Source organism: Paeniglutamicibacter sp. ORCA_105, from assembly GCF_045798545.1.
GTDB lineage: Bacteria > Actinomycetota > Actinomycetes > Actinomycetales > Micrococcaceae > Paeniglutamicibacter > Paeniglutamicibacter sulfureus.
Map to the genome: position 1 here is coordinate 22,536 of NZ_JBIXLM010000032.1, position 25,721 is coordinate 48,256.

The 25,721-nt window shown below is 66.7% G+C and carries 20 protein-coding genes; 9 read left to right on the forward strand and 11 right to left on the reverse strand.

Going from position 1 to position 25,721, the window contains the following annotated elements; all coding sequences use genetic code 11:
• The first annotated feature begins 50 nt into the window (after window positions 1–50).
• A complete protein-coding gene (locus ACIPUB_RS14940) occupies window positions 51–2,447 on the forward strand; it encodes a bifunctional salicylyl-CoA 5-hydroxylase/oxidoreductase (protein ID WP_407608080.1) in 2,397 nt (798 codons plus the stop codon).
• Between the two features lie 234 nt (window positions 2,448–2,681).
• Here the strand turns inward: ACIPUB_RS14940 and ACIPUB_RS14945 are convergent, their stop codons facing one another.
• The 4 genes from ACIPUB_RS14945 to ACIPUB_RS14960 all read right to left on the reverse strand — a co-directional run bounded on the left by ACIPUB_RS14945 (window position 2,682) and on the right by ACIPUB_RS14960 (window position 7,359).
• Window positions 2,682–4,340, reverse strand: a complete 1,659-nt coding sequence (locus ACIPUB_RS14945; protein WP_407608081.1) for a thiamine pyrophosphate-binding protein — start codon at window positions 4,338–4,340, stop codon at window positions 2,682–2,684.
• The gene (locus ACIPUB_RS14950) at window positions 4,337–5,119 is read right to left on the reverse strand and encodes a cyclase family protein (protein WP_407608082.1); all 783 of its coding nucleotides are present in this window, start codon (window positions 5,117–5,119) and stop codon (window positions 4,337–4,339) included. The genes ACIPUB_RS14945 and ACIPUB_RS14950 overlap by 4 nt, the downstream gene beginning before the upstream one ends.
• 255 nt (window positions 5,120–5,374) lie before the next feature.
• A complete protein-coding gene (locus tag ACIPUB_RS14955) occupies window positions 5,375–6,610 on the reverse strand; it encodes a styrene monooxygenase/indole monooxygenase family protein (RefSeq protein WP_407608083.1) in 1,236 nt (411 codons plus the stop codon).
• 290 nt (window positions 6,611–6,900) lie between these two features.
• Window positions 6,901–7,359: an acyl-CoA thioesterase gene (locus ACIPUB_RS14960; protein WP_407608084.1), complete on the reverse strand. Its 459-nt coding sequence runs from the start codon at window positions 7,357–7,359 to the stop codon at window positions 6,901–6,903.
• Between the two features lie 130 nt (window positions 7,360–7,489).
• Here ACIPUB_RS14960 and ACIPUB_RS14965 point away from each other — a divergent pair, with 130 nt between their 5' ends.
• Complete coding sequence (locus ACIPUB_RS14965) at window positions 7,490–8,833, forward strand: MFS transporter (RefSeq protein ID WP_407608085.1); 1,344 nt, start codon at window positions 7,490–7,492, stop codon at window positions 8,831–8,833.
• Window positions 8,834–8,910: 77 nt separating this feature from the next.
• Here the strand turns inward: ACIPUB_RS14965 and ACIPUB_RS14970 are convergent, their stop codons facing one another.
• Window positions 8,911–10,302 carry an NAD(P)/FAD-dependent oxidoreductase gene (locus tag ACIPUB_RS14970; RefSeq protein ID WP_407608086.1) on the reverse strand — a complete coding sequence of 464 codons (1,392 nt, stop codon included), beginning with the start codon at window positions 10,300–10,302 and terminating at the stop codon, window positions 8,911–8,913.
• 57 nt (window positions 10,303–10,359) lie between these two features.
• Window positions 10,360–12,321: a S9 family peptidase gene (locus ACIPUB_RS14975; protein ID WP_407608087.1), complete on the reverse strand. Its 1,962-nt coding sequence runs from the start codon at window positions 12,319–12,321 to the stop codon at window positions 10,360–10,362.
• A gap of 411 nt (window positions 12,322–12,732) precedes the next feature.
• Between ACIPUB_RS14975 and ACIPUB_RS14980 the strand changes: the two genes are divergently transcribed.
• The 3 genes from ACIPUB_RS14980 to ACIPUB_RS14990 all read left to right on the forward strand — a co-directional run bounded on the left by ACIPUB_RS14980 (window position 12,733) and on the right by ACIPUB_RS14990 (window position 15,429).
• Window positions 12,733–14,040 (forward strand): Nramp family divalent metal transporter, encoded by a 1,308-nt coding sequence (locus ACIPUB_RS14980; protein ID WP_407608088.1) that lies wholly within the window; start codon window positions 12,733–12,735, stop codon window positions 14,038–14,040.
• A gap of 127 nt (window positions 14,041–14,167) precedes the next feature.
• Window positions 14,168–14,719 carry a DUF1697 domain-containing protein gene (locus tag ACIPUB_RS14985; protein WP_407608089.1) on the forward strand — a complete coding sequence of 184 codons (552 nt, stop codon included), beginning with the start codon at window positions 14,168–14,170 and terminating at the stop codon, window positions 14,717–14,719.
• Window positions 14,720–14,802: 83 nt separating this feature from the next.
• Entirely contained in the window at window positions 14,803–15,429 is a 627-nt protein-coding gene (locus ACIPUB_RS14990; protein ID WP_407608090.1) for a trimeric intracellular cation channel family protein, read from the forward strand.
• Window positions 15,430–15,445: 16 nt separating this feature from the next.
• On the opposite strand, the gene ACIPUB_RS14995 is transcribed toward ACIPUB_RS14990, so the two are convergent.
• Complete coding sequence (locus tag ACIPUB_RS14995; protein WP_407608091.1) at window positions 15,446–16,705, reverse strand: CynX/NimT family MFS transporter; 1,260 nt, start codon at window positions 16,703–16,705, stop codon at window positions 15,446–15,448.
• 10 nt (window positions 16,706–16,715) lie between these two features.
• Complete coding sequence (locus ACIPUB_RS15000; RefSeq protein ID WP_407608092.1) at window positions 16,716–17,258, reverse strand: TetR/AcrR family transcriptional regulator; 543 nt, start codon at window positions 17,256–17,258, stop codon at window positions 16,716–16,718.
• Window positions 17,259–17,370: 112 nt separating this feature from the next.
• Between ACIPUB_RS15000 and ACIPUB_RS15005 the strand changes: the two genes are divergently transcribed.
• Window positions 17,371–18,918 carry an MFS transporter gene (locus tag ACIPUB_RS15005; RefSeq protein ID WP_407608093.1) on the forward strand — a complete coding sequence of 516 codons (1,548 nt, stop codon included), beginning with the start codon at window positions 17,371–17,373 and terminating at the stop codon, window positions 18,916–18,918.
• On the opposite strand, the gene ACIPUB_RS15010 is transcribed toward ACIPUB_RS15005, so the two are convergent.
• The 3 genes from ACIPUB_RS15010 to nirB are packed head-to-tail and all read right to left on the reverse strand — an operon-like array spanning window position 18,915 to window position 23,694.
• A complete protein-coding gene (locus ACIPUB_RS15010; protein WP_407608094.1) occupies window positions 18,915–20,045 on the reverse strand; it encodes a uroporphyrinogen-III synthase in 1,131 nt (376 codons plus the stop codon). The genes ACIPUB_RS15005 and ACIPUB_RS15010 overlap by 4 nt on opposite strands.
• Window positions 20,042–21,064, reverse strand: a complete 1,023-nt coding sequence (gene cobA, locus ACIPUB_RS15015) for a uroporphyrinogen-III C-methyltransferase (RefSeq protein WP_407608095.1) — start codon at window positions 21,062–21,064, stop codon at window positions 20,042–20,044. The genes ACIPUB_RS15010 and cobA overlap by 4 nt, the downstream gene beginning before the upstream one ends.
• Window positions 21,061–23,694: a nitrite reductase large subunit NirB gene (gene nirB / locus ACIPUB_RS15020; protein ID WP_407608096.1), complete on the reverse strand. Its 2,634-nt coding sequence runs from the start codon at window positions 23,692–23,694 to the stop codon at window positions 21,061–21,063. Before nirB ends, cobA begins: the two co-directional genes overlap by 4 nt.
• Window positions 23,695–24,058: 364 nt before the next feature.
• Here nirB and nirD point away from each other — a divergent pair, with 364 nt between their 5' ends.
• From nirD to ACIPUB_RS15035, 3 genes are all read left to right on the forward strand, one after another.
• Window positions 24,059–24,436 (forward strand): nitrite reductase small subunit NirD, encoded by a 378-nt coding sequence (gene nirD, locus ACIPUB_RS15025; RefSeq protein WP_407608097.1) that lies wholly within the window; start codon window positions 24,059–24,061, stop codon window positions 24,434–24,436.
• On the forward strand, window positions 24,433–25,224 hold the full coding sequence (locus ACIPUB_RS15030; protein WP_407608098.1) for a sirohydrochlorin chelatase: 792 nt from the start codon (window positions 24,433–24,435) through the stop codon (window positions 25,222–25,224). The genes nirD and ACIPUB_RS15030 overlap by 4 nt, the downstream gene beginning before the upstream one ends.
• A gap of 246 nt (window positions 25,225–25,470) precedes the next feature.
• Window positions 25,471–25,674 (forward strand): cold-shock protein, encoded by a 204-nt coding sequence (locus tag ACIPUB_RS15035; RefSeq protein WP_007271190.1) that lies wholly within the window; start codon window positions 25,471–25,473, stop codon window positions 25,672–25,674.
• Window positions 25,675–25,721: the final 47 nt, after the last annotated feature.

The window sequence follows — 25,721 nt, forward strand, 5'->3', positions numbered from 1 at the left end:
GCAGCGCTCGGCCCCCACCGGCCGCACCGTGTCACAGAAAAGGATCCACCATGAAAATCGCAGTTGTTGGCGGCGGCCCAGGCGGCCTGTACTTTGCGGCCCTGATGAAGCAGCTGGACCCCGCACACGAGGTAACGCTCTGGGAGCGCAACGCAGCCTCGGACACCTTCGGCTTCGGCGTGGTGTTCTCGGATGAGACGCTCGGCGGCATTGGCAATGCGGACACCGTCATTGCCGACTACATGTCCCGCCGTTTCGCCCGCTGGTCCGACATCGACATCCACTTCCGCGGCGAAATGCACACCGTCGGCGGACAGGGCTTCGCGGCCATGAGCCGCAAGGAACTGCTCGAGCTGCTGCAGCGGCGCTGCATCGAACTCGGCGTCGACGTGCGCTTCTCCACGATGGCTCCGGACGTCGAAGAGCTTTCGGCCGACTACGACCTGGTGCTGGCGGCCGACGGCCTGAATTCGGCGATCCGCACCCGCTTCGCCGACTCCTTCAAGCCGTCCCTGGATCCACGCACCTCCAAGTACATGTGGCTGGGCACCAACCAGGTCTTCGAGGCCTTCAAGTTCTTCGTCAAGGAAACCGACGCGGGAACCATGCAGATCCACGGTTACCCGTACTCGGACGAGGGCTCCACCTTCATCGTGGAAATGCACGAGGATGTCTGGCGGGCCGCCGGCTTCGACGAAACCCAGGACGAGGTCTTCGCCCCCGGCATCAGCGACGAGAAGGCAGTGGCCAAGGTCAAGGAGATCTTCGCCGAGGAACTGGCCGGCTACGACGTGCTGACCAACAACTCGAAGTGGATCAACTTCACCACGGTGCGCAATGAAAACTGGCGCCACGAGAACATCGTACTGCTGGGCGATGCCGCCCACACCGCGCACTTCTCCATCGGCTCGGGCACCAAGCTCGCCATGGAGGACTCCCTGGCCCTGGCCGCCTGCCTGCACGAACATTCCTCCGTGGAGGATGCCCTCGCGGCGTATGAGACCGAGCGCCGCCCGGTGGTGGCTTCCACCCAGCGTGCCGCCCAGGCCTCGCTGGAGTGGTTCGAGAACATCGGGCAGTACAAGGACCAGGATCCGGTGCAGTTCTGCTTCAACCTGCTCACCCGCTCCCGCCGCATCACCTATGACAACCTGAAGCTGCGCGACACCGAGTTCGCCGCCCGCGTCGATGAGGACTTCGCCCGCCTGGCCGGTTCGAAGGAAGTCGCCCCGGCGATGTTCCAGCCCTACAAGATCGGCGAGCTGGAGCTGGTGAACCGCGTCGTGGTCTCCCCCATGGACATGTACTCGGCGACTGACGGCGTGCCGGGCGACTTCCACTTGGTGCACCTGGGTTCCAAGGCCATGGGCGGGGCCGGGCTGGTCATGACAGAAATGGTCTGCGTCTCGGACATCGGGCGCATCACTCCCGGTTGCACCGGGCTGTACAACGACGAACAGGCAGCCGCCTGGAAGCGCGTCACCGACTACGTGCACTCCAGCTCCAACGCCAAGATCGGCGCCCAGATCGGCCACTCCGGCCGCAAGGGCTCCACCAGGCTCATGTGGGAGGGCATCGACGAGCCGCTGGAAACCGGAAACTGGGAGGTCTTGGCCCCCAGCGCCATCCCCTATGGCGAGGGCTGCCACGTGCCGGTGGAAATGGACCGGACCATGATGGATGAGGTCCGCGACCAGTTTGTCGCCGCTGCCCGCCGCGCGGATGAGGCGGGCTTCGACCTGCTGGAACTGCACGCTGCCCACGGCTACCTGCTCTCTTCCTTCCTCTCCCCGCTGTCCAACAAACGCACCGACGAATACGGCGGATCGCTGGAAAACCGCCTGCGCTACCCGCTCGAGGTGCTCGACGCGGTGCGGGAGGCGTGGCCTACGCACAAGCCGATCGGCGTGCGCATCTCCGCCACCGACTGGACCGAGGGCGGAAACACCGAGGACGACGCACTGGCAATCGCCTCCGCGTTCATCGACCACGGGGTCAAGTCGATCGACGTGTCCTCCGGGCAAATCATCAAGGCGGAAAAGCCGGCCTTCGGGCGCAGCTACCAGACGCCGTTTGCCGACAAGATCCGCAACCAGGTGGCAGCCGCAGCCGGCGTTGCCGTCATCGCGGTCGGGGCGATCTCTTCCTACGACGACGTGAACTCCATCCTGCTGGCTGGGCGTGCAGACCTGGTGGCCCTGGGCCGCACGCACCTGTACAACCCGGCCTGGACGCTGCAGGCCGCCGCCGAGCAGGAATACGCGGGAGACGGCGCCACCTGGCCGCTGCCGTTCAAGGCCGGGCGCCGCAAGCCGCCGAGCGCCCGCACCGACGCGGTCCGCCCGCGCCTGTCACTGCTGAAGGAGGAGCAGATCGACGACCAGGTCCACCTTCGTTGGGCCCCGGCCAACAACAAGGCAACCGAGAACCTGGTGCCCAGCGCCTAGCTTCGGAAGCAGGGTGGGAGTGGTTCGATTCGCGCCAAGCGGGTCGGGCCGCTCCTTCTCCGCATTGTGCCCCTGGAGGGCATGTGGAGTTTTCGTCCGTGCACCGCGGGATCCGATGTGGAGCTTGGGTCGTCGTGGATGGACCCGGGCGGGGCCGCTCGAAGGCAAGAAAGTCCCGGTGGGGAAGCCTTATCCCCCGCCGGGACTTCTCAAGTGCCGTCCGAGGTCCCGGGGTCAGTGCCCCTTGAAGGCCTCGGCGAGCCACCATGAACCTGAGTCCGAGGCGATCTTCGCATCGATGACCAGCGGCTTTGTCGGTTTCGAAGCCGCCCAGTCCGCCACGGCGTCCAGGTCAGCGAGCGTCCGTACGGTGATCCCATCGGCCCCGAAACCACGCCCGATCGCCGCAAAGTCCGTGTCGGGGAATTGCACCGAGCTCATGTCGGCTTCCGGGTCCTCGAGCGCGAAGTGATGGACCTCGGCCCCGTAGGCGGCGTCGTTGTAGACGATGCACACCAACGGCATGCTCAGCCGCACCGCGGTGTCCAGCTCCGCGATGGCCATGTGGAAGCCGCCGTCACCGGTCCCCAGCACCGGGATCCGTCCCGGCTGCGCCAGCCCGGCGCCGATGGCCGTGTACAGGCCCAGGCCGATGGACTGGAAGGCTTGGGTGAAGCAGAAGCCGAACTCGTCGGGCACCGAGAGGAACTGGCTGGGGTAGCCCATGAAGTTCCCCGAATCCACGCTCACTATGCGTTCGGTCGGCAGCATCCCATCGAGTGCCGTCGTCAGGGTGCGCGGGTCGATGTATTGCCCGTCGGAGAGGTCCTCGAAGTCGACCTGCTGCCAGTGGATGGATTCGTCGATCCGCGCTTTCACGGACCCGCTCCGATAGCCCTCGCGGGCCTGGACGTTTCCGGCGACAAGTGCGTCGAGCACATCGGCTGCACACTGCGCCGAGTCCCCCACCACACCTAAATCGATGGGGCGGTTGGCGCCTAGGGCCTGTTCCTCAAGGTCGACCTGGACGACCTTGGTTTCCGTGCCGATCAGGTGCCCGTGGCGCATCGTCCACATGTTCAAGGCGCAGCCGAACCCAATGATGAGATCGGCGCCGGTGATCAGTTCGGCTGCCAGCGGGGAGGAGAAGCCGCCGGAGATGCCGAGGTTGAAGTCGTCCCGGTTGAACAGGCCCTTGGCCACCGCGGAGGTGGCCACCAGCGCGCCCGCGTGCTTCGCCAGGGCCAGGATCTCGTCCCTGGCTCCGCGCCCGCCACGGCCCGCAACGAACACCGGGCGCTGCGCGCCGGCCAGCAGGCCGGCCAGTGCCTGAACCGAGGCATGTGAGGGCCTGATGGGTTCGGCCGGGACAACGACTGGCGGTGCCGCGGTCTGCTCCCCGGTGACCTCCTGCGCCTGCACGTTCAGCGGCAGGTTCAGCACCACGGTGCGGCGGTCGTTGACCGCGCGGCGGTAGGCGCGGACGGTGTCGGCCACGGCGCTGGCTGCCGAATGCACGCGCTCGGGCACCGCATGGACGGAGGCGGCAAACCCGTCCTGGTCCATGGCGAAGTTCGAGTAGACGGCTGAGGGTGCGGCCTCGGCGGCCAGCACGATCATCGGGGTGCGGGACTTGGCCGCCTCGCCGATGCCGGTGGCGGCGTTGGTCAACCCGCAGCCCTGGTGGACCGAGAGCAGGGAAACCTTGCCGCTGGTGCGCGAATAGGCATCGGCCATGGTGGCGGCCCCGCCCTCGTGCCGTGCGGCGGTGAACCGCACGCCGTGCTCCATGAGGGCGTTGGTGATGGTGAAGTTTCCCGAGCCCACCACGCCGAAGCAGTGGCCAACGCCCAGCTCGGCCAGGGTCTTGCCTACAAGTTGTGCAACGTTCATGCCGGGCTTCCTTCCACCAGGGCCAGCACGCGCGCCGGTGCGCCGGTGCCGCCGACGATGGGCAGCGGGGCCACCACGACCATCGCGCCGAAGGTGGGCAGCTTGGCCAGGTTTTTCAGCGAGGTGATCCCGTATTTGTCTGCACCCAGCAGGAAATGGTGCATCGGGAACGGAGGGGTGAGTGCCCCGGCGTTGCCGGCGTCGATGCCCACGGTTTCCACGCCCACACCGGAGATCTCCAGTTCCCCGGCGATCCACTTGGCGCACTCGGCGGTGAAGCCCGGGGTGTGCGATCCATTGTCATCAACGTTCAGGAACGCCTGCTTGTCATGTCCGTACTGGTCCCATCCGGTGCGGAAGAGCAGCCACGAGTTCGCGGGGAAGGCGCCATGTTCCTCCTGCCAGGCAACCAAGTGCTCCACGTCGATCAGGAAGTCGGGGTCGGCCTCGGCCTCGGCGCTGAAGTCGAGCACGACCGCCGGGCCGATGAGGCGGGCGGGGTCCAGTTGGGAAACGTCCTTACCATCCTTGCCGGTGACCCAATGGATCGGCGCGTCGATGTGCGTGCCGATGTGTTCACCGGTGTGGATGTTGTGGTGCTTCCAGAACGGGCCCGGTTCGTTGTAGGCGGAGACCTGCTCGATGCTGAAATCAATCAGGTTCGAGAATGGTTCCGGCAACACAAGGGTAGGGGTTTCGGCCGACAGCGGCGCGGTCAGGTCGTGGATTTCAACGGCGCCGGCGGCCAAGGACGCCAGGACTGCATGAACAGGACTCATCGGAACTCCAGTGCTTGGGGGTGGACGGCGAACTTACGCCCGCGAGGATCGACATATAGCTTGTATGACGATCGTCACACATGGCCCTTGGCCAACATATCAGTCAAACCGGTCCCGGAAAAACCCCTTCTCACATTGCGGATCAACGGCGGGGCGAACGCTTGGTTGCGCCACCCGGACACCCCCTTTTCCCGCACCGTCGATGGCGCTGGGATTTATCGAAACCTCCGGCGGGGCCGGGAGGCGGCGATGGTGTTATCGCTCCGATTCGAAGGAAACAAGGTAGGCAGCCGCGGCTTCCTCACTCATGAACCAATCGGCAAAATCCGGCGGGTGGTCGAAACCGTTGGCGAAGCGCTTGGCAATCGCCGCATTTTCCTGGGCGGCACCGAGTACTTGCAGGGCATGCGGGGCCGGCGGGGCCAGCATCGTGTTGGTCCAGGCAACAACGTGCTTCGCGTAGGTCCAGTAGTCTTCGAACAAGCCCCGTTTGAAGGCATCGTCATACGCCCGATCCCCGCGGCCAACAATGCCGTCAAGATAGGCGGCCGCGCACTTGGCTGCATTGTTTGAGCCCTGACCTGTGATGGGGTCATTGAGTACCACCACATCCGCCATGCCCAATACGGTAGCTCCCGAAGGAAGTGTCGCCAGTGGATGGCGCACGGTCGGCGGGTAGCGTCCCTGCAGCACTCCGTTGGGATCGGTGAGCTGGACGTCGGTGCAGCGCTCAGCTTCCCACGGCAGGTAGGTGCGCAGGATGCGAAGCGAATTTTCCAGGTGCTCTTCAGGCCCCAGACCCTTCCACGAATCCATGTCTGAACCCGGCAGGCCCTCCAACACCATGATCTCGCAGGGACCGGTGACCGTCAGCGCGGGGAAGACAAAGTATTCGCCGACGCCGGGAATGAGGTTGAAATTCACGGCCGAGAATTCCTCGCGTGGCCTCATCCCATGGACGTAGGTCAGCGCAAGCGCCCGTTGCGGCTCCGCATGCTGGCTGCGCCCGCTGTCTCGTTCAAAGAGCTGGGCGATTTCACCCTTGCCTGCGGCAACCAACACCAGCTCGCTCTTCGCCGCGTAGCGTTCAAGATCGTGAACCCCTGCTTCCTCATAAATGAGGGTGCCACCGCGGGCTTCGAACAATTCCATGAATGCCGGGAACTTGAGCCGCTGGTCAACGGACTGGGCGGGGGCATCAAGCCGGTGCGCCCAGCTCGTCGCCTTGATCCCCTGCGCCTGCGGCGGGGCAACAGTGAAGGAGATTCCGTCGACCGTGGGTGCATCCGGCCACAGGTCGAGCCCCAGGTCTCGTTCATGGCCTCGTGCCGCATCGAACATGCACTGGCTCGAAGCGATGGGGCCGTTGCGAAGCTGCTCCGGGGTGCGGTTGGAAATCAAGGTGACGTCATATCCCGCGTCGAGCAGGCCAATGGCCAGCTGGAGGCCCGAATGTCCGGCGCCGACAATGGTGATGCTGCGTGAGGTCATGGCCATTACTTCCCTGCTCTCGCCAGAAATGATGTTGGCGTGCGGGCGGCAGGACGACCTGCAATCCACATCGCGGCCATCACTATCCGTTTTACACACTTCCAATCCAATAGGCGAATGGGCTCGAGCACAACACCCAACCATTCCGAACGCCGAGACAGCCACACATCGCGTCCTCCACCCGCTGCGTGCTCCACATGCTTCCAACACCCAAGCCCTGGCGCCAACGGCCAGGCCCGGAGCAATTGCCGCGCGAGGCATTCATGCCCGGCACAGGGGATCCCCGGGCGCTACCCGTGAAGCGCCAGGCGTATCGATTCGGGCCAGGGCGCGGACTTCTCGGAGCCTTCGGGCACGCAGACCGTGACAAAGCGGCCCTCCGCGGCCAGCACGGCTTCACGCATCTCGTGCGGATGTCCCCAGACCTTGAAGGCAAAGCCCATGGATGTGGTGCCGACATGTTCGATAACGATGGCCGTGCTCACCGCCTGCCCGAAGTAGAGTTTTGCGCGGTAGTCGATTTCATGGCGGACCCGGGGTGCGATGGCAAAGTACGAGGCGGCTCCCAGTTCCCGGAACAACTTGGCTTCCGCGGCCTCGACCATCCGCATGATCACGGAGTTGTGCTGGTGCCCGGCCGCGTCGGTGTCGACCCATTCTATGGTTCGCTGCAGCGAGGTTCCGGCCACGGCTCCGGCGAGGAACCCGCCCAGCAGTGTGTCGACCGAGGCATCGCCGGACGGTTGCATCTGAATCGAATTCTTGACCATCGACAACCAATCTCCATCCAACTATTGTAACGTGCGTCACTTTAACGACATAATACTAGGGATCCCCGCACCACCCCAATCGCCTTCCCATCCACCCAAGGAGAACAACGTGGCGTCTGCACCCACGGTTTCGGACTGGAACATTCCCAAACGGACCACCGGCATTGTGCTTTTCGCCTGCTGGCTGGCCATCCTGGCCGAAGGCTACGACGTCGGTGTGCTCGGAGCGGTGTTGCCGGCGCTTGCCGAATACAAGGCATGGTCGCTCTCCCCGATGGAGCTCGGCGGCTTGGGCGCCTACGCGCTTGCCGGCATGCTCTTCGGCGCATTGTTCATCGGGACGCTGAGCGACATCATTGGACGTCGCAAGATGCTGATGCTCGCCATGGTCATCTTCACCATCACCCAGGCCGGAGCCGCGATGGCCCCGACCCCGGAGATCTTCGGCCTCTTCCGATTCCTCGGCGGCCTGGGCATGGGAGGCATCATCCCCGTCGCCGCGGCGCTGACCATTGAATACTCGGCTCCCAAGAAGCGCTCGCTGAACTACGGAATCATGTACTCCGGCTACTCGCTGGGCATCGTTGCCGCCGCACTGGTGGCCATGAACCTGCTTCCCGTGCTGGGCTGGCGCTGGGTCGTCGCAGTCGGTGCTCTGCCTATCCTCCTCCTGCCGCTGATCGCCTGGATGCTCCCCGAATCCCTCGAATACCTGGTCTCCAAGGGCAAGATCTCCGAGGCCAAGGCGTTGGCCGCCAAGCTCAACGTGCGCGACTACAAGCCGGTGGCCCCGGCCAGGCCAGGCGCCAAGGCCCCGTGGCGCGAGGTCATGGGCGCAATGTTCTCCGGCAAGTACCTGCGCTCCACGGTCTTCTTCTGGATCTCGCTCTTCTGCGGCATGGTGTTGGTCTACGGGTTGAACACCTGGCTTCCGCAAATCATGCGCAAGGCCGGCTATGACCTGGGCACCTCGCTGACGTTCTTGTTGGTGTTCTCGCTGGCTTCCGCCGCCGGCGGCCTGGCCCTGGGCGCGATGGCCGACAAGTTCGGCCAGAAGCCGATCCTGGTGATCTTCTTCCTGCTCGGCGCCGGCGGCATCCTGCTGCTGATGTTCCCGAACACCATGTTCATCAACCTGTGCTTCGTGGCCTTCGCGGGCATCGGCTCGATCTCCACCTCCCTGGTGCTCACCGGCTACATCGCCGACTACTACCCGGCGGCACAGCGCGGCACGGCCACCGGCTGGGCGTTGTCCTTCGCCCGGCTCGGCGCCATCTCCGGCCCGATCATCGGCGGCTGGATCGCCTCCACCGGCATGAACTTCCAGTTCAACTTCGTCTTCTTCGCCATCGTCGGCGTGGTTGCGGCACTGTCCGTGGCAATGATCCCGCCGCGCATCACCGACACTTCCGCCCCGGCGCGCAGTGCCGAACGCGAGGCGGTTCTCGACTAGACATCGCTGCCAGAGCAGAGGCGCGGTCCCCCTAGGGGGGGCCGCGTCTCTTTTTTGCGTGGCGCACCCGCGCGCGGCTATTGGCGCCCAGAGACCTTGTCCGCCAGCAGCGCGAGCGGCGAGGTGGTTCTCCGGCCGTTCCCTTCCTGCCGGTCCGCACGGTGGTACATCGCGTACATCGCCTGGACCGCGATCCAACGCAGGGGCTCGGGCTCCCAGCGGCGAACGCCGCGATTGACCCACGGCATCGAGGTCGCTTTGGTGTCCCTGCCCAGGACCAGGTCGGCGAGGGTGCGTCCGGCGAGGTTGGTCGCTGCGACCCCGGTGCCCACATATCCCCCGGCGAAGCCGAGTCCGGTGGACGGGTCGTGGTTGACGCTCGCTTTCCAGTCGCGCGGCACGCCCAGCACCCCGGACCAGGCGTGGTCGATCCGCGCGTCGGCGGCAGCGGGAAACATCGAATGCAGGATGCCCGTCAGCGTCTTGATGGTCTTGGGTTGCGTGGCCCCGTCCATGTCGGTGCGCGAGCCGAAGCGGTAGGGCACCCCGCGACCGCCGATTCCAATGCGGCCGTCGCGCGTGCGCTGCAGGTACACGTAGGCGTGGGCGAAATCCTCGAGGGTCTCGCAGCCTTCCCAGCCGATCTCTGCCCACGTTGCCGCATCCAGCGGCTCGGTGACGATCATGGAGGAGTTCATCGGCAGCCAGTCGCGGTGCGCTTGGGCCAGGTTCGCGGTGAAACCCTCGGTGGCCCGCAGCACGTGGTCGGCACGCACGGTCCCGCGTTCGGTCACGGCGGTTGCCGGTTTCCCCCGCCCTCCGGCCCGGATCTCGGTGACCAGCGTGTTTTCATGGATCACCACGCCGAGGCGTTGAACCGCCTGGGCAAGCCCCTGCACCAACCTGGCAGGGTGGATGCGTGCGCAATGCGGGATGTGGATGCCGCCCAGCGCCCCGGCGACGCGGACCCGTGCGTTGGTTTCATCGGCCGACAGCCGCACCGCGTCGTCCTCCGGCCACGTGGCCTGTTCGGCAGCCAGCGCATCGAGCCGGGTCAGCTGCGCGGTGTTGCGGGCCACCAGCAGCTCGCCGCCCTTGACGATGTGCGCCTCGATGCCTTCGGCCGCCGCCACGGAAATGACCTCGTCGACGGTGTCGTTGAGCATCCGTTGGAAGTCGCCCACCAGGGCGCGGCCGTGGCTCTTGACGTACCCGGCACGGCCGCCGGTGATGGTGTTGGCCAGCCACCCGCCGTTGCGCCCGGAGGCACCGAACCCGGCAAAGCGCGCCTCCAGCACGGCAATGCGCAGGGAGGGATCGGCCTTGGCCAGGTAGTAGGCGGTCCACAGCCCGGTGTACCCGGCACCGACGATCGCCACATCGACGTCCAGGTCCCCGGCGAGCGCCGGGCGCGGGGAGGGTAGCCCGTCGGCGGCATACCAAAACGACACGTTTCCGTTGGTGGTCATCTGCTCTCCTGGTTCCTTCCGGCGCACCGGGGCACCGGCGGCGGGGATTGGCGTGGGCTAACTCAGTTCGAGCACCGGGACATCTGCCTCGAAGCCGAAGACCGCGGCATAGAAGCCCAGCGAGGTTTCCAGCGCCGTGGCGATGTTCTCCGCCCGGCGGAATCCGTGCTGCTCGCCCTTGAACAGCACGTAGGCGTGCGGGGTGCCGTTGGCCGCCAGCGCGTCGGCGACCACCTGCGACTGGGCCGGCGGCACCACCTTGTCCTGGTCGCCCTGCAGCAACAGCACCGGGCAGCTGATTTCGTCCACGTGGTTGATCGGCGCGCGTTGGGCATAGAGCTCGGCCGCTTCCGGGTACGGTCCGACCAACGAGTCCATGTAACGCGATTCGAAGTCGTGGGTGTCCTGCACCAGGCCCACCAGGTCCGAGACCCCGTACCGGGAGATCCCGGCGGAGAAGGTCTTGGTGGTGGTCAGCGCGCTGAGCACTGTCCAGCCGCCGGCTGACCCGCCCTCGATGGCCAGGCGCTTGGGATCCGCCATGCCCGCCGCCACCAGGCCCTCGAGCACCGCGACGGTGTCCTGCACGTCGACCACGCCCCATTGGCCGCGCAGGCGCTCGCGGTAGGCCCGCCCGAATCCGGTGGAGCCGCCGTAGTTCACGTCAACCACCCCGATGCCGCGGGAGGTGTAGTAGGCGATGGACAGCGAGAGCTGGGCAAAGGCCTGGGCGGTGGGCCCGCCGTGGACGAAGGCCACATAGGGCGGCAGCTCCCCCTCGGGACCTGCGAGGTTGCCCAACTTCGGCTCATACACATGGGCGTAGACGCGAGATCCGTCGGCAGTGCGGAACTCCATGGCCTCGGCGCCGGGCAGCGCCTCGGGATCGGGCAGGTCCTTGAGCGCCAGCGAGATGTTTTCGATCGCCAGGGTGTCGAGGTCAATGAGCCGCAGTCCGTCCCCCTCCACCAACGAGGTGGCGGTGGCCAGCAAGCGTTGTCCGCTCAGCGCCGAGGGCGAGATGCGGGTGAAGGGAAGGACCAGCTGGCTGAGCTTGCCGCTGGGCACATCCAGCGTGGCCAGTGAGGTGCCGTGGGTCCCGTGGGTAACCAGCAGCGTGTCCGCGTCGATGACCTTGTACCAGGCCTGCCCCACGGCCCACAGGGGGCCGGCGAATTCCTCGGGACGCTCGCACAGGGCCCGCTGGGTTCCGGAGGCCAGGTCGTGCAGGTAGGGGTTCCACCAGCCGCTGCGGTCCGAGACGAAGACCAGTTTGTCGTCGCCGAGCCATTCGGGCTGCAGCACCGATTCCGTGGTGGACCCTGCCAGCACGGTGTCGTTGACGGCGGCCAGGGATTCCAGGTCGGCCACGTGCAGCTCGGTGCCGTCCCACGGCATCTGCGGGTGTTCCCAGGAGATCCAGGTGATCCGGGTTGCCGAGGGGTTCAGCCGCGGAGCGGCCACGAAGCGCGAGGAGGGGGTGACTTCCCCCAGCGCGCCGGGGTCCTCGGCCGCCGATCCGTCCAACGGGATCGAGGCAATGTAGCGGCGAAGTTCGGTGCGGTGGTCCTCGCAGATGGCCAGCACCTGCCCCGGCGTCGGGCCGGGAATGATCTCGGCGAAGCGCAATTGCGGATCCCCGTCCTCCCCGGCGCTGGCGGGGGTCAACGGCACCGGCGTTCCGCCGCCGGCGTCCACCGCATAGAGGCGCTGGTCGGCGAAATTCACGAACACCAGCCGGTGTCCCGCTCCAGCCTCGATGGCGGCCCAGGACGCTCCGCCGTACTCGTTGACGCGGCTGCGGACGCTGAAGGGGGCAGCGAGTAGTTCGCGCGTCGCCCCGGCGGAATCGGAAGGGCGGGCCAACACCGTCAGGCGTCCGTCCTCGGCCGGGCGGGCCTCGAGCCACCAGAGCTCCTGACCCACAAATGCCCCGCCGCCCACCGGGGTGGTGCCGGCGGCGACATGTTCGGCGGTGATGGGCGAGGGCCAGGAGCCATAGGGCAAATGCGTATCCATGAGGCGATCCTAGCCGTCCGGAACTTTCGGATGAACACCCGCCGCCCCGGCCCGGCGATGCGCACATGCTGCAGCCCGGAGCGGGGAGTGCCAATACGGCACACCGGGTGGTTCCTTAAGAAAGTGTTAGGACTGGGCAAATAAGTACGGATGTGCGAGCGATCACCTATACCTTGGTGTGTGACAAGACACTTGCACGGGACTTGGCCCACATGGATCCGCAATGTTGCGCTCATCCACCGTGCCCATCCCCTGCGCCACCGGCGGACAACGTCCGCCGCAGGGTGTCCCACGGGCAGTTTTCCGGCCCGCAAGGACGCGCAGGATCGTGCCGGATGTGCCGGATGTGCCGCCCCGAGGGCTGCATCCCGGGCCCAGACGGCAACCACAAGGATTAGGAATCACAGGCTCATGCCAACAGAAGAAAACCTGCCCCTGTTCAAGGGGGCGCACGCCGACCGCATCGACGATGACGGTGGCAAGCCGGCCAAATGGAAGATCGTCGGGCCCGGCCTGGTCGTCGCGGCCACCGGCGTCGGCGCAGCCGACATGGTCGCCACCCTGGTCGCCGGTTCCCGCTATGGCTACGGCCTGCTCTGGGCCGTGATCGTCGGCGTCATCCTGAAGATCATCCTGGTCGAGGGCGCCGGGCGCTTCACCCTGGCCACCGGAAAGACCATCTTCGAGGGCTGGAAGTCCCTGGGCAAGTGGACCACCTGGTACTTCGGCCCCTACATCATCATCTGGGGCTTCGTCTACGGCGCCACCGCGATGAGCTCCGCGGCCATGCCGCTGGCAGCGCTCTTCCCCGCCGTCGACCTGAAGATCTGGGCGGTCCTGATGGGCCTGGCCGGGTTCGCCATGGTCTGGTTCGGCCGCTACGAGATCTTCGAAAAGATCACCGCGGTGCTGGTGGGCATCATGTTCGTCACCGTCGTCGGCCTGGCAATCATCGCGGTGCCGAACATCCCGGAGATGTTCAAGGGCCTGATCCCCTCGATCCCTTCCGGAGGCCTGGTCTACACCCTGGCGCTGGCCGGCGGCGTGGGCGGCACCATCACCCTGGCCGCCTACGGCTACTGGCTGCGTGAAAAGGGCTGGTACACGCCCAAGTGGATGAAGGTCATGCGGATCGACAACTCCATGGCGTACGTGATCACCGGCATCTTCGTGATCGCCATGCTGATCGTCGGCGCCGAGGTCGTGCGCGCAGCGGGCGTCTCGCTGTCCGCCGGCGACGCCGGCCTGCTGGACCTGACCACCGTGTTGAACGAGAAATACGGAAACGTGGTGGGCACCGGGTTCCTGGTGGGCTTCTGGGCCGCCTCCTTCTCCTCGATCATCGGTGTGTGGAACGGCGTTTCGCTGATGTTCGCCGACTTCTGGGGAAACATGCGCGGCAAGGAATCCGGGCACGCGGACACCCGCGTGGGCGGCAAGTACTTCAAGTTCTACGTCCTGTGGCTCACCTTCCCGCCGATGGTCCTGTTCCTGCTGGACCAGCCGATCGGCCTGATCCTGGCCTACGGCGTGCTCGGCTCGCTGTTCATGCCGTTCCTGGCCGTGACGCTGTTGGGCCTGCTCAACGGCAAGCGGATCCCCAAGGCCTGGGCCAACAAGCTGCACACCAACATCCTGCTGGGCATCACCGCCCTGCTCTTCATTTCCCTCGGTGTCCAGCAGCTCTTCAAGGCAATCTCGCCGCTGGTGGGCGGCTAGGACCCCGCCCCTTCGGGGCCAACGTTCGAATCCCCACGGGGCCGTATCCGCTTTTTGCGGGTGCGGCCCCGTGGTGCGTCGGGGATCGAATGGACACCGCAGGTGCGCACGGAGCAGACTTGGCCACATGGATTTCTATGCGATCTTCCTGCGCGGGGTGAACGTCGGCGGCGTGAAGGTCCTCATGAAGGACCTCGTCGAGTTGCTGCAGGATGCCGGATTTACGCAGGTCCGCACGTTGCTGGCCAGCGGCAACGTGGTGCTGGCCAGCGAGGAGACCGATCCGGCGCGCATCAAGGCAGGCATTGAACAAGCCCTGCGGGAGCAATATGGCCGGGACATCCCGGTGATCGTCCAGGACGTGGAACAGCTTGAGCGAATCGTGACCGGGTTTCCCTTTGAATCGCCCGACGACGGGATCCAACGGCACGAATACCTGGTCCTCACGGGCAGCCAAAAGGATGCTGCCGCTATTCTGGCCAGCGCCCCGGAACCCGCGTCCGCCGAGCGTGTGGCGAGGCTGGGCCACGCCATCTGCTGGGAGGTGCAGCGTGGCGAAAGCCTGAAGACTCCGTTGGCAAAGCACTTTGCCAAGGTCGCCTCCGGGACGCTGGTGACGACCCGGAACATGAACACCATCCGGAAGATCCACCTGGCGATGAAGTCACCGAAACCGTGATCCGTTCCTTCTCCGTGTTGTAATGAATCCTGAGCGCCCGGCCGCAACCGAGCCCCGAAGACAGAGGATGAGAACCGGTGACAATGCCCTTGATGTTCGATCTTCTGGGTGTCTTCTTTTTTGGCGTCTCCGGATCCCTGTTGGCTGCCCGGCGCGGCTTCGACATCGTCGGGTCGTTGCTGCTGGCGGGCCTGACGGGAATCGGCGGCGGCATCGTTCGCGACGTGATCCTGGGCGAGGTCCCCACCGCGTTCGCAAATCCCTACTACTTCGTCCCGCCGACCCTTGCCACCTTGCTGGTCTATTTCGTGGCCCCCGGCGTGCAGCGGCTGAAGCGGCCACTGCTGGTCTTTGACGCCGCGGGCCTGGCGCTGTTCTGCACTTCCGGCACGGTCAAGGCGCTGGAGCTCGGGATGAACCCCTTTGCCGCCGCCCTGCTGGGAGTCACGACCGCAGTGGGCGGCGGCCTGCTGCGTGACGTGGTGGCCAACCAGACCCCGGCGATCTTCGACCCGCGCGACATGTATGCGGTTCCGGCCATGATTGGTGCCGGGCTCATCGCCGCCCTCTGGGTGGCGGGCTTCTCGGGGTGGATGTGGGAGCTTGGCGTGGCGGCCATCGTCTTTACGCTCCGCGTGCTCTCGCTGAAGTTGCGCTGGCACGTCCCCAAGGCAGTCGGACCGTGGCACCGCGAGGCCGAACTCAACTAGGACAAAAGGGTCGGGGCTAGTTGACCTGCTCGAGTTCGCCGAGCCTCTTGGCTTCTCCCTGGCCGTCCTCGATCTTCCGCGGCCCGTTGATCATCATCGCGCCGGTGAGCATCACGACCAGGCAGATCCCCAGCATGGCAAAGGAGGCGCTCCAGCCTCCTGTGGCGTCCTTGACAATGCCAAAGAGCAGCGGCGCAACCGCTGCTCCCGCATAACCCACGCCTTGGCTAAAGCCGGCCAGGACTCCGGATCCGTAGGTGCTGCGCGAACGCAAGTTCATCATCAGCAAGGCAATGGCGAAGGTGCCCTGGCCCAAGCCGGCAAACACCACCCACAGGGCGGTGTGCTCGGTCGGCGAAAGGTACATGCCCAGGTGGCCGGCGATCCAGAAGGCGGTGAAGACCAGCACGGCCACGATCGGGTGGCGCAAACGCGGAACCCACAGCGGAACCAACAGGCTCACCGGCAGGCCCAGGATGGCGAAGAGCGCCAGCATCGATCCGGCGGTTTGGGTATCCAATCCCTGTTCGGAGAGGTACGGCGGCAGCCAGGTGAAGTAGACATAGGTTTGCGCCGAGTTTCCGGCCAGGAAGATGGCCAGGCCCCAGGCGACGGGGGATTTCCACGGGTTGATCCGGACCGGTGGCGCGGGCACCAGGCCGTTGACCAGCGGGGTGTCGGGGCGCGGGAGCTTGCGGTCCCTGACCAGCTGGATGCCCCAGGGCACCAGGACCACGGCCGAGAGCAGCGCCCAGGCGGCGATGGATGCGCGCCAGTTCTCGGTCAGGTTGGCCAGCGGCACGGAAAATTGCGGGGCCATCCAGGTGCCCACGGCCAGCATCGTGACATAGCCCGAGGTCACGATCGCCAGGCGGTCGGGGAAGTATTTCTTCACCAGCGGCGGCAACACCACATTTCCCATGCCGTATCCGGCCAGGGTAATGGCCGAGAGCAGCAGGAAACTGGTCACGTCCCCCACGACGGCGCGCAGCAGCTGGCCGGCCACGGCCAGCAGGACCGCGGCGACCAGCACCTTTTCCAGCCCCCACCACCGGATCAGGCGTGGGGTGAGCAGCCCGAACCCGGCGAAGACGACAGGGGCGAGCATGGCCAGCAGGCCGGTGGAAAAGGAATCAAAGCCCAGTTCCGGTCCGATGCTTCCCAGCAGCGGCGGCACGGAGACAACCGCGGCGCGCAGGGACAGGGCCATCAGGATGATGCCCAGCAGTGCACCGATCCGGCCGGCCATCTTTTGTCGCGGTGGCGTCAGTGACATGGCGGTGTTTTCAGCTGCCGTTCTTGAGTCGTTCGACCTGGTCAAGCAGGTGCTCCAGGTCCTTGGCGAAGGTTCCCTGGGACCAGGGACCAGGCATGGAGGTCTGGTAGTAGAGCCCTTCGCCGATCAACATGATGGTTTCGGCCACGTACTTGTCCTGCACCTCGGCGCGGATCAGGTCGAGCCACCCGGAGTGCACCACGTCCAAGGCCTCGATGGAGTTTTCGTGGCCGGCCTGGGCCAGGCGCAGCACGGCCAGGAAGAAACGGTCCAGGTCGCTGCCGATGACGGTAGAGGTGCGAACGAAGTACCGCGATGCGCCCTCCGGGGAGGAACCCATGCGTTCCAGGTCCTGGGCCTGGGCCTGCATCAGCCCCTCGATGACGCCCTGGGCCAGGGCCTCCTTGGAGGCAAAGTGGTAGAGCAGTCCGCCCTTGGAAACCCCTGCGCGTGCGGCGGTCGCCTCAATGGTCGCCGCACGCTCGCCCTCGTCGCACAGCAACGCGGCGTAGGCGTCGACGATCTTTTCCTTGGCTAATGGCGGTCGAGACATGTAGTGAACCTTATCCCGTTCACGTCGGCATCGTCACATTGTAACTGTACCGTCCGGACGGTACAGTTATGGTTGTCAGCCATCCAATACATTTCCAGGAAAACGATCCCCCATGAGCATCCACCGCGCCACGAGCACTCCCAGGAATCCGGCCATCGGCACCCTCCACCGCCGACGCTGGGCTGCCCTTGTTGTCCTCATGTTCCCGGTCCTGCTGATCTCCGTCGACAACACGGTGCTCAGCTTCGCGGTCCCGGCGCTGTCGGCGGCGCTGTCGCCCAGCGGGAACCAGCTGCTGTGGATCATTGACATCTATCCGCTGGTGCTTGCCGGGCTGCTGGTGCCCATGGGCTCCCTCGGCGACAGGTTCGGCCGCCGCCGGTTGTTGCTGATCGGTTCCACCGGATTCGCCGTGGTCTCGGCCGCCGCGGCGTTTGCCGCCAACGCCGAACAGCTCATTGCCGCCCGTGCCCTGCTGGGCGTCTTCGGCGCCATGCTGATGCCGGCAACGCTCTCGCTGATCCGCAACATCTTCACCGACCCGCTCGAGCGCCGCAAGGCCATCGCCATCTGGGCCGCCGGCTTCTCCGGCGGCGCTGCGCTGGGCCCGATCGTTGGCGGTTTCCTCCTCGAGCAATTTTGGTGGGGTTCCGTCTTCCTGATCGCCGTCCCCATGCTGGTGCCGTTGCTGGTGCTGGCCCCCGCCCTGGTTCCCGAGTCCAAGGACCCGAACCCCGGGGCCATCGACCCGCTGTCCATTGTCCTGGCCATCATGACCCTGCTGCCGATCGTCTACGGCATCAAGGAACTGTCCAACGGGGGCTCGCCGCTGGTCCCTGTCGCGGCAATCGCCGTGGGGCTGGCCGCCGGGGCGACATTCACCCGCCGCCAGCTGCGGCGCGCCAACCCGATGCTGGATGTGCGGCTCTTTGCCAACCCCAGCTTCTCCTCCGCCCTGGCGGTGAACCTGCTGAGCATCTTCGCGCTGGTCGGCTTCATCTACTTCATCTCGCAGCACCTGCAATTGGTCGCCGGCTACACGCCTATGATGGCCGGCGTCCTGATGCTGCCGGGTTTGGCACTGACGGTCGGATTCGGCCTGCTGGCGGTCCGCCTGACCCGGCGCTTCGAAGTCAAGCACGTGATGGTGTGGGGCCTGGGGCTCAACGCACTGGCCTACGGCATCGTAATGCTCACCGGCCAGTCGGGCTCGGTCCCGATGCTCATGGTTGCCTTCGGCGTGCTGGGTGCAGGCGTGGGCCTGAGCGAAACGCTGTCCAACGACATGGCACTTTCCGCGGTGCCGCCGGCACAGGCCGGCGCCGCGTCGGCGATCTCCGAAACCGCCTATGAGGTCGGTTCGGTGCTGGGCACCGCGGTGCTGGGCTCGATCCTCAATGCCGCCTACAGCCGCAACGTCTCGATCCCCGCCCAGCTGGGAGCCGACGACGCCGAGACCGCCCGCCAGACCCTGGGCGGCGCCCACGAGGTTGCCCAGGGCCTAGGCGCCCCGGCCGCCGAGCGGTTGCTGGAATCGGCCGCCGAGGCCTTCGACAAGGGCGTGCTGTACACCTCCGCGATCGCCATGGTGCTGGCCCTGGCCTCCGCCGCGATCCTGGCGTTCGCGCTGCGCCGGGTGCCGGCCGAAACGCGGCCCTAGGCGTTGAGCCGGTAGCCGCGCTTCACCACGGTGGAAACCAGCCGGGCATCGGGCAGCGCGCCGCGCAGGCGGCTCACCGCCATGTCCAGCGCGTGGTCCGAGGACCCGTCAGGCAGCAGTGCCGCCAGGGTGCCGCGGGAGACGACGTTTCCGCCGGCCTCCAGCAGCGCCTTGAAGATCCGCAGCTGGCCGGGCCCTAGTTCCCGGCCCCTCCCGCCCAGGTGGACGGTGTCCCCGCGCAATTGGCAGGTGCCCAGCACGGTGGCGCATTCCAGTGCCCCGCGCCGGCCCAGGTGCTCGACCAGGGTGTGGATCATCGCGCCCATCCGGTGCCGTGCCGGGACCAGCGGCGAGATGCCGGCCTCGAGCAGCGGAGCTGCGGTCACCGGCCCCACTGCCACCGTGCAGATGGTGGACTGCAGGGCTTCCAGCAGCTGTGCGTGGCAGCCGTTGTTCCGTGCCGCCTCCAGCAACGCCACCACCGCGGGGGCACTGGTGAAGGTCAGCGCGTCGAGGGACCCCGAACACAGCGCCCGCAGCAGCACCTCAAGCTTCCCGGCGTCTTCCGGCGGCACCCAGCGGTAGGGACTGATCCTCAGCAGTTCGCGGGTGCCCGCCTCCAGCAGCGTGGCGGCGGCCTCGTCGTCCCCGATCCCGTGGTGCTGCAGCACCACGGCCTTGCCTTCCAGCAGCGGGGCCAGTCCGGCCACCATGGTGGAGGTCAGCTCGTCCCCCGCCCTCGCCTCCGCCTCGAAGCCCAGGGCGCGCACCGCCCCCAGCGCCTTGGGCCCTCGCACATGGATCCGTGCCGCGCGCAGCACCTCGGCCAGCTCGTCGCCAAGCCCCGCGGCCTCGGCCGTCTCAAACCAGCGGCGGAAGCCATAGGCGGTGCTCACCAGCACGTATTCGGGGCGCAGCCGAAGCATCCGGCGGGTGGCGGCCAGCAGCTCGGCGTCCTCTGCCAGCGGTGCCAGGCGCAGCGTCGGGGCGTGCAGTACCTGGGCCCCGCGGCGCTCGAGGGCCTCGATGAGCTCGGCCGAGCGCCGCTGGGAGGTCACCGCGATGCGGAATCCGGCCAGCGCCCCGCCGATCCGCGTCCCGGTGCCCGCCGTTGCCGTGGCGCTCATCGCACGGCCGCCGAGCCCAGGGCGGCCAGTTCGTCGACGCCCGCGCCCAGGGCGGCAACGCCGCCAATGACGATGACCGCGGGGTTGGAGCAGCCCGCGGCCCGCGCCGCCTCGGCCAGAGTGCCCAGGGTGGCCCGGGTGCTGCGCTGGGTGTCGCAGAATCCGCGTTCGATGATGGCGGCGGGGGTGTCGGCGGCCAGCCCGTGGCGCAGCAACCCGGCGGTGTTTTGCTGCAGCGTGGCCACGCCCATGAGCACCACCAGGGTCCCTCCGATGCCCGCAAGGTGCGCCAGCTCGGTGTCGCTGAAGGGGTCGTGGCCCGAGACCACGGTGAAGGCCTTGGACACCCCGCGGGCGGTCACCGGGATCCCCGCGGCACCGGGCACCGAGATCGCGCTGCTGATACCCGGCACCACCTGGACCTTGATCCCAGCGGCCAGCGCTGCGTCGCGTTCCTCGGAGCCGCGACCGAAGACGAAGGGGTCCCCGCCCTTGAGCCGCACCACCGCCCGCCCCGCCCGCGCCTCGGCAATGAGCAGTTCGTTGATGCGGTCCTGGGGCACCTTGTGGTTTCCCGGTGCCTTGCCCACGTCGATGAGCTGCGCCCCGGGGGCCAGCGCTGCCAGGTCGTGGCCCGGTCCCAGCCTGTCGTGGAAGACCACGTCGGCGTTGGCCAGCGCCGCGGCACCGCGAACCGTGAGCAGGTCGCTGCTGCCGGGTCCCCCGCCCAGCAGGGTGATGCCCCCATCGCGCGAGGCCGCCGGTTCGCGGCAGAGCAGGATCGATTCGCCGGCGGCGATCTCCTCCAGCACGTCCCAGCCCGCGGCGCCGTCCTCGACGGCGACCACCAGCCGCAGCGAGCCCAGCATGTCGCGGTGGCCCTCCAGCTCGTGTGGGTGGTGGGCCCGCAGGACCAGCGCACCGGCGGAAACATAGCGTGCCACCACGTGCCGGGCGGCCCAGCGGGCGCCGGCGACCAGCACGAATTGGCCGTGCAATTGCAGTCCGTTGGCGATCATGATTGCTCCTGGGTCGAGGTCGGGGCTCCGATGGAAATGGTCGCGCCCAGGCGCACCGGCTCGGCTGGGCGGTGCTGTCCGCGTTCGGGCACGTAGTGCAGGTCGGGGTCGGTCTGTTCCGGGGCGTTGACGAAGGAGCGGAAGCGGCGCAGCTTCTGGGGGTCCGCGAGCGTGGCCGCCCATTCGTCCTGGTAGTTGCCCACGTGGGTTTCCATGGCCGCCTCAAGCTCGGCACCCAGTCCCAGCGAGTCCTCGACGACCACGCGCTGGACCGCCTCGATGCCGCCGTCCAGGTCCTCCATCCAGCGCGCGGTGCGCTGGAGCTTGTCGGCGGTGCGGATGTAGTACATCAGGTACCTGTCGATGTAGCGGATCAGCGTCTTGTCGTCGATGCCCCCTGCCAGCAACTGGCCGTGGGCAGGGTTCGCCCCGCCGTTGCCGCCCACGTAGAGGTTCCAGCCCTCGGCGGTGGCGATGACGCCCACGTCCTTGGCGCGGGCCTCGGCGCATTCGCGCGCGCAGCCCGAGACGCCCATCTTGAACTTGTGCGGGGCGCGCAGCCCGCGGTAGCGCAGTTCCAGCTCGATGCCCATGGCCACCGAGTCCAGCATCCCGTAGCGGCACCAGGAGGAACCGACACAGGTCTTCACGTTGCGCAGCGACTTGCCGTAGGCCTGCCCGGACTCGAATCCGGCGTCCACCAGTTCCTTCCAGATCTCCGGCAGCTGTTCCAGCCGGGCGCCGAACATGTCGATGCGCAGCCCGCCGGTGAGCTTGGTGTAGAGGTTGTACTTCTGCGCGACCGCGGCGATCACGCCGAGCTTTTCCGGGGTGATCTCCCCGCCCGGGATGCGCGGGACCACCGAGTACGTGCCGTCCTTCTGCATGTTGGCCATGACGCGGTCGTTGGTGTCCTGGGCTCCGGCCAGGCCGGCCTCCATCGGGTGGCCCGAGGTCTGGGACGCGAGCACCGAGGCGATGACCGGCTTGCAGATGTCGCATCCGGTCCCGGTGCCGAAGCGTTCCATGATCTGCGGGTAGCTGTGCAGCCCGGCCAGCCGGACGGCCTCGAAGAGCTCGGAGCGGGAGAGCTCGAAGTGCTCGCACATGGCGGTGGAGACGACGACGCCGTTCTTGGTCATCTCCGATTCCATGAGCTTCTTGAGCATCGGCACGCAGGAACCGCACTGGGTTCCTGCGCGGGTGCAGGTCTTCAGAGTCGCCAGGTCGTTGACAGGTTCGCTGCCCGTACAGGACCCGCAGCCGCCGACCGCGTCCTTGATGGATCCGACGCTCACGCCGTTGCAGGAACAGAGCACCGCGTCGTCGGGCAACTCGCCGTCGGGCACCTCGCCGCCCAGTGCGCTGAGGTAGGCGCCGGCCTCCGCGGGAAGCTCGCGGCCCAGCAGCGGGCGCAGCGACTGGTAAGGGCTCGCGTCGCCCACGAAGATCCCGCCGAGCAGGACCTTGGCGTCGGAGGAGACGACGATCTTTTGGTACAGGCCACGGGCCGCGTCGGCGTAGACGACCTCCAGCGCGCCCTCGGTGCGGGCGAACCCGTCGCCGAAGCTTGCCACGTCAACCCCGGAAAGCTTGAGCTTGGTGGCGGTGTCGAAGCCGGTGAAGGCCGCTTCACCGCCCTGCAGGTGCGCCGCGAGCACCTCGGCCATGGAATTGGCCGGGGCCACCAGGCCCACGCACATGCCCTCGAAGTTCGCGACCTCTCCGATGGCCCACACGTTGGGCACCGCAGTGGCACAGTGCCCATCGATCTCGACGCCGCCGCGGGGTCCGATGCCGAAGACCGGGCCCGCCAGCCCATCGGCCTCCAGCGCGGCGTTGTGGTTGCGGGCCAGTTCGTCGCGCGGGCGCACACCGATGGAAACGATGACCATGTCGGCGGCAATGTGGTTGCCGTCGGCCATCAGCACCCCGGTGACCCTCTTCGTGCCCTCGACCTCCTCGAGGGTGACTTCCTGGGGGAAGACCCCGCCGTGGACGGTGAATCCGGTCTGGGCGATCAGCCTGCCCATGGCCTGGCCGGCGCCCTCGTCGAGCTGGGTGCCCATGAGCCACTTGCCGCCGTCGATGACCACTGCCTGCGCGCCAAGGGACTGGGCTCCTGCCGCTGCCTCGAGCCCCAGCAACCCGCCACCGATGGTCGCAACGACCGGCTGGCGGCCCAACCCGGCGGCCAGCACCTCGATGCCGGCGGCAATGGCCCGGACATCCTCGAGGGTGCGGTAGACGTGGGTGTGTTCATTCCCCGGGATCGGCAGCGTTGCTGCGTTCGAGCCGGTGGCCAGCACCAGCTCGTCGTATCCGAAGCTGCGTCCGTCGGCGGTGTGGACAAGGTTCTTGTCCGCGTCCAGCCGGTTCACGGCAGCGGAGGTCTCCAGGACCACGTTTTCGCGCTGCCAGAGCGCGGCGTCCCCCAGCGTGAGGTCGACAGAGGAATCGGTGAGGGCCTTGGTGAGGGCAACCCTGTCATAGGGAAGGTGTGCTTCCTCGGTGAGTACCGTGATCTTGAGGTTGCTCGGTTCGCGGGCCGCCATCGCCTCGGTGAAACGGTGGGCGGCGGGGCCGCCGCCAATCACGACAATGCGGCGGGATCCATTGGCTGTACTCATGTCTTGTTACTCGACTTTCACTCTTGCACGCTGGCTCGTCGGTGGTCACTTTCCACCCTAGGAGACCGGTTTTGCCCCGCAATTTCCTCCATGTTTCGGGCAGGACAACTCTGCGTCCCAGACAAAACGCAAACCGTGAGGTATTCGAAACACGCCCGTAACGACAGCGGCGGCATCTCCTTGCCAACATCCGCAAAACGGGGGGACCGGGGCTTCGCGTCCGGCCGACCATGCGCGGCATCACCGGCCGGACGCGGTCCCGTGAGCCGGGGTTTACCGGCACGCAACGTGCCATCGCACCTTGCGTAACAAGGCCCTTCTAGGCTCGGTGCATCCAAGAAGAAACCACGAGAGGACCGAAGCGATGAGTGCAACGCTCGAAGAAAGCATGCTCGAGACCGTTCATGGGATGGTTGCCGTATGCCGGATGGCAGACCTCGAGCCCGGCTGGGGCGAGGCCGCGTGGCTTGAAGGCACCCAGGTGGCCGTGTACCGCACGGAAGGCGGCGAGTTCTTCGCCGCTTCGCACCACTGCCCCGGCACCGGTGCCAAGGTCATGGCCAGAGGCATCCTGGGCGACAAGGCCATTGCCGGCAACCGTGTTCCCACGATTGCCTGCCCGTTGCACAAGGAGGTGTACCGCCTGGACACCGGCGACTGCCTCAGCGGGGCGGCACCGGCGTTGCCGATCCACCCGGTGCACCTGCACCAGGGCATGCTGTGGCTGGAGAAGACTCCATGAGCACCACGACCTTGACGCGCACCGTCCACCCGAGCGCCGGAACCGTTGAACACCCGGCCTGGATGGGCTGGATGGAAACCATTCCTTCCCCCGATCTGGTGGCGGTCTCCCACGGCACCGATGATCCAGCCGGACGGACGGCCGTCCGGGCGCTGGTGGATGTGGTGGATCTCGCACTGGCCGAAACGGCCGTACACGGAGCGTTCGTCGATGTGCAGGATCCGCGGGTTGATCCGTACCTGCGCTCAGGTGCCCTTGCCCCGGGGCAGAAGGCGGCGCTCGTCCCGCTGCTGCTATCGGCCGGTACCCACGCCTCGGGCGATCTTGCCGCCGCCGCGGGCGGACGCCCGGGAACCAAGGTGGCTGCCCCTCTTGGCCCCGATGCGTCCCTGGCCGCAGTGCTGCATCGCCGACTGGTGGAGGCCGGCTGGATCCGTGGCGAGGCAGTGGTCCTTGCCTGCGCAGGGTCCACGGATCCGCGTGGGATTGCCGATTGCCAGACCATGGCCCAGCTGCTGGCCGGCCGGTTGCAGGTGCCCGTGACCCCCGCCTTCATCTCGGCAGCCGAGCCGCGCCTGCCCGATGTCCTGGACGCTGCCCGCACCCTCAACCCCGCCCGACGCACGGTGGTTTCCAGCTATCTGCTGGCACCCGGATACTTCGCTGACATAGTGGCAGGCTGCCGCCCGGATGTGCTTGGTGCCCCGTTGCTGGACCCCAGCCAGACGCCGCCGCGGGAACTTGTTGACATCGTCATCGAGCGTTACCGGCGGTGCGTGGACAGGTAAACGGTAGGGGTCATTTGGGAAAACAATCACCCAAACAGACCCCCGTGCTAGCAACTGGCCGCCAAGTAGCGTACCGTAGAGCTTGTAGTTCTAGTTTTTCTCGCAGTAATTTCAGTGCAAACACCCCGTTGCCGGGGCGAGTACCTTTCTGAACCGCGTTGAATCACGTAGCTGCAAGTGGATTCCACAGTGGAATTGACTCCCCTACGTCCCATTTCAGGACAGTCTCGAAAGGACACACCCATCATGGCAACAGGTACCGTTAAGTGGTTCAACGCCGAAAAGGGCTTCGGCTTCATCGCTCCGGACGACAACTCGGATGATGTTTTCGCACACTACTCCGCCATCCAGTCGAACGGCTTCCGTTCGCTCGAAGAGGGCCAGCGCGTTGAGTTTGAAGTTACTCAGGGCCAGAAGGGCCTTCAGGCCACCGATATCCGCGCTGTCTAAGCTTCGGATCATCGACTTCGGCATTTAGCTGATTAGTAGTGGGGGGG

Coding starts and splice junctions, on each gene's coding strand:
- ACIPUB_RS14995 (WP_407608091.1), bottom strand. CDS start 16,705: ATGTCACTGACGCCACCGCGACAAAAGATGGCCGGCCGGATCGGTGCA.
- ACIPUB_RS15000 (WP_407608092.1), bottom strand. CDS start 17,258: ATGTCTCGACCGCCATTAGCCAAGGAAAAGATCGTCGACGCCTACGCC.
- ACIPUB_RS14980 (WP_407608088.1), top strand. CDS start 12,733: ATGCCAACAGAAGAAAACCTGCCCCTGTTCAAGGGGGCGCACGCCGAC.
- ACIPUB_RS14940 (WP_407608080.1), top strand. CDS start 51: ATGAAAATCGCAGTTGTTGGCGGCGGCCCAGGCGGCCTGTACTTTGCG.
- nirD (WP_407608097.1), top strand. CDS start 24,059: ATGAGTGCAACGCTCGAAGAAAGCATGCTCGAGACCGTTCATGGGATG.
- ACIPUB_RS14985 (WP_407608089.1), top strand. CDS start 14,168: ATGGATTTCTATGCGATCTTCCTGCGCGGGGTGAACGTCGGCGGCGTG.
- ACIPUB_RS14945 (WP_407608081.1), bottom strand. CDS start 4,340: ATGAACGTTGCACAACTTGTAGGCAAGACCCTGGCCGAGCTGGGCGTT.
- cobA (WP_407608095.1), bottom strand. CDS start 21,064: ATGATCGCCAACGGACTGCAATTGCACGGCCAATTCGTGCTGGTCGCC.
- ACIPUB_RS14990 (WP_407608090.1), top strand. CDS start 14,803: ATGCCCTTGATGTTCGATCTTCTGGGTGTCTTCTTTTTTGGCGTCTCC.
- ACIPUB_RS14955 (WP_407608083.1), bottom strand. CDS start 6,610: ATGACCTCACGCAGCATCACCATTGTCGGCGCCGGACATTCGGGCCTC.
- ACIPUB_RS14960 (WP_407608084.1), bottom strand. CDS start 7,359: ATGCAACCGTCCGGCGATGCCTCGGTCGACACACTGCTGGGCGGGTTC.
- ACIPUB_RS14950 (WP_407608082.1), bottom strand. CDS start 5,119: ATGAGTCCTGTTCATGCAGTCCTGGCGTCCTTGGCCGCCGGCGCCGTT.
- ACIPUB_RS14975 (WP_407608087.1), bottom strand. CDS start 12,321: ATGGATACGCATTTGCCCTATGGCTCCTGGCCCTCGCCCATCACCGCC.
- ACIPUB_RS15010 (WP_407608094.1), bottom strand. CDS start 20,045: ATGAGCGCCACGGCAACGGCGGGCACCGGGACGCGGATCGGCGGGGCG.
- ACIPUB_RS15035 (WP_007271190.1), top strand. CDS start 25,471: ATGGCAACAGGTACCGTTAAGTGGTTCAACGCCGAAAAGGGCTTCGGC.
- nirB (WP_407608096.1), bottom strand. CDS start 23,694: ATGAGTACAGCCAATGGATCCCGCCGCATTGTCGTGATTGGCGGCGGC.
- ACIPUB_RS15030 (WP_407608098.1), top strand. CDS start 24,433: ATGAGCACCACGACCTTGACGCGCACCGTCCACCCGAGCGCCGGAACC.
- ACIPUB_RS14970 (WP_407608086.1), bottom strand. CDS start 10,302: ATGACCACCAACGGAAACGTGTCGTTTTGGTATGCCGCCGACGGGCTA.
- ACIPUB_RS15005 (WP_407608093.1), top strand. CDS start 17,371: ATGAGCATCCACCGCGCCACGAGCACTCCCAGGAATCCGGCCATCGGC.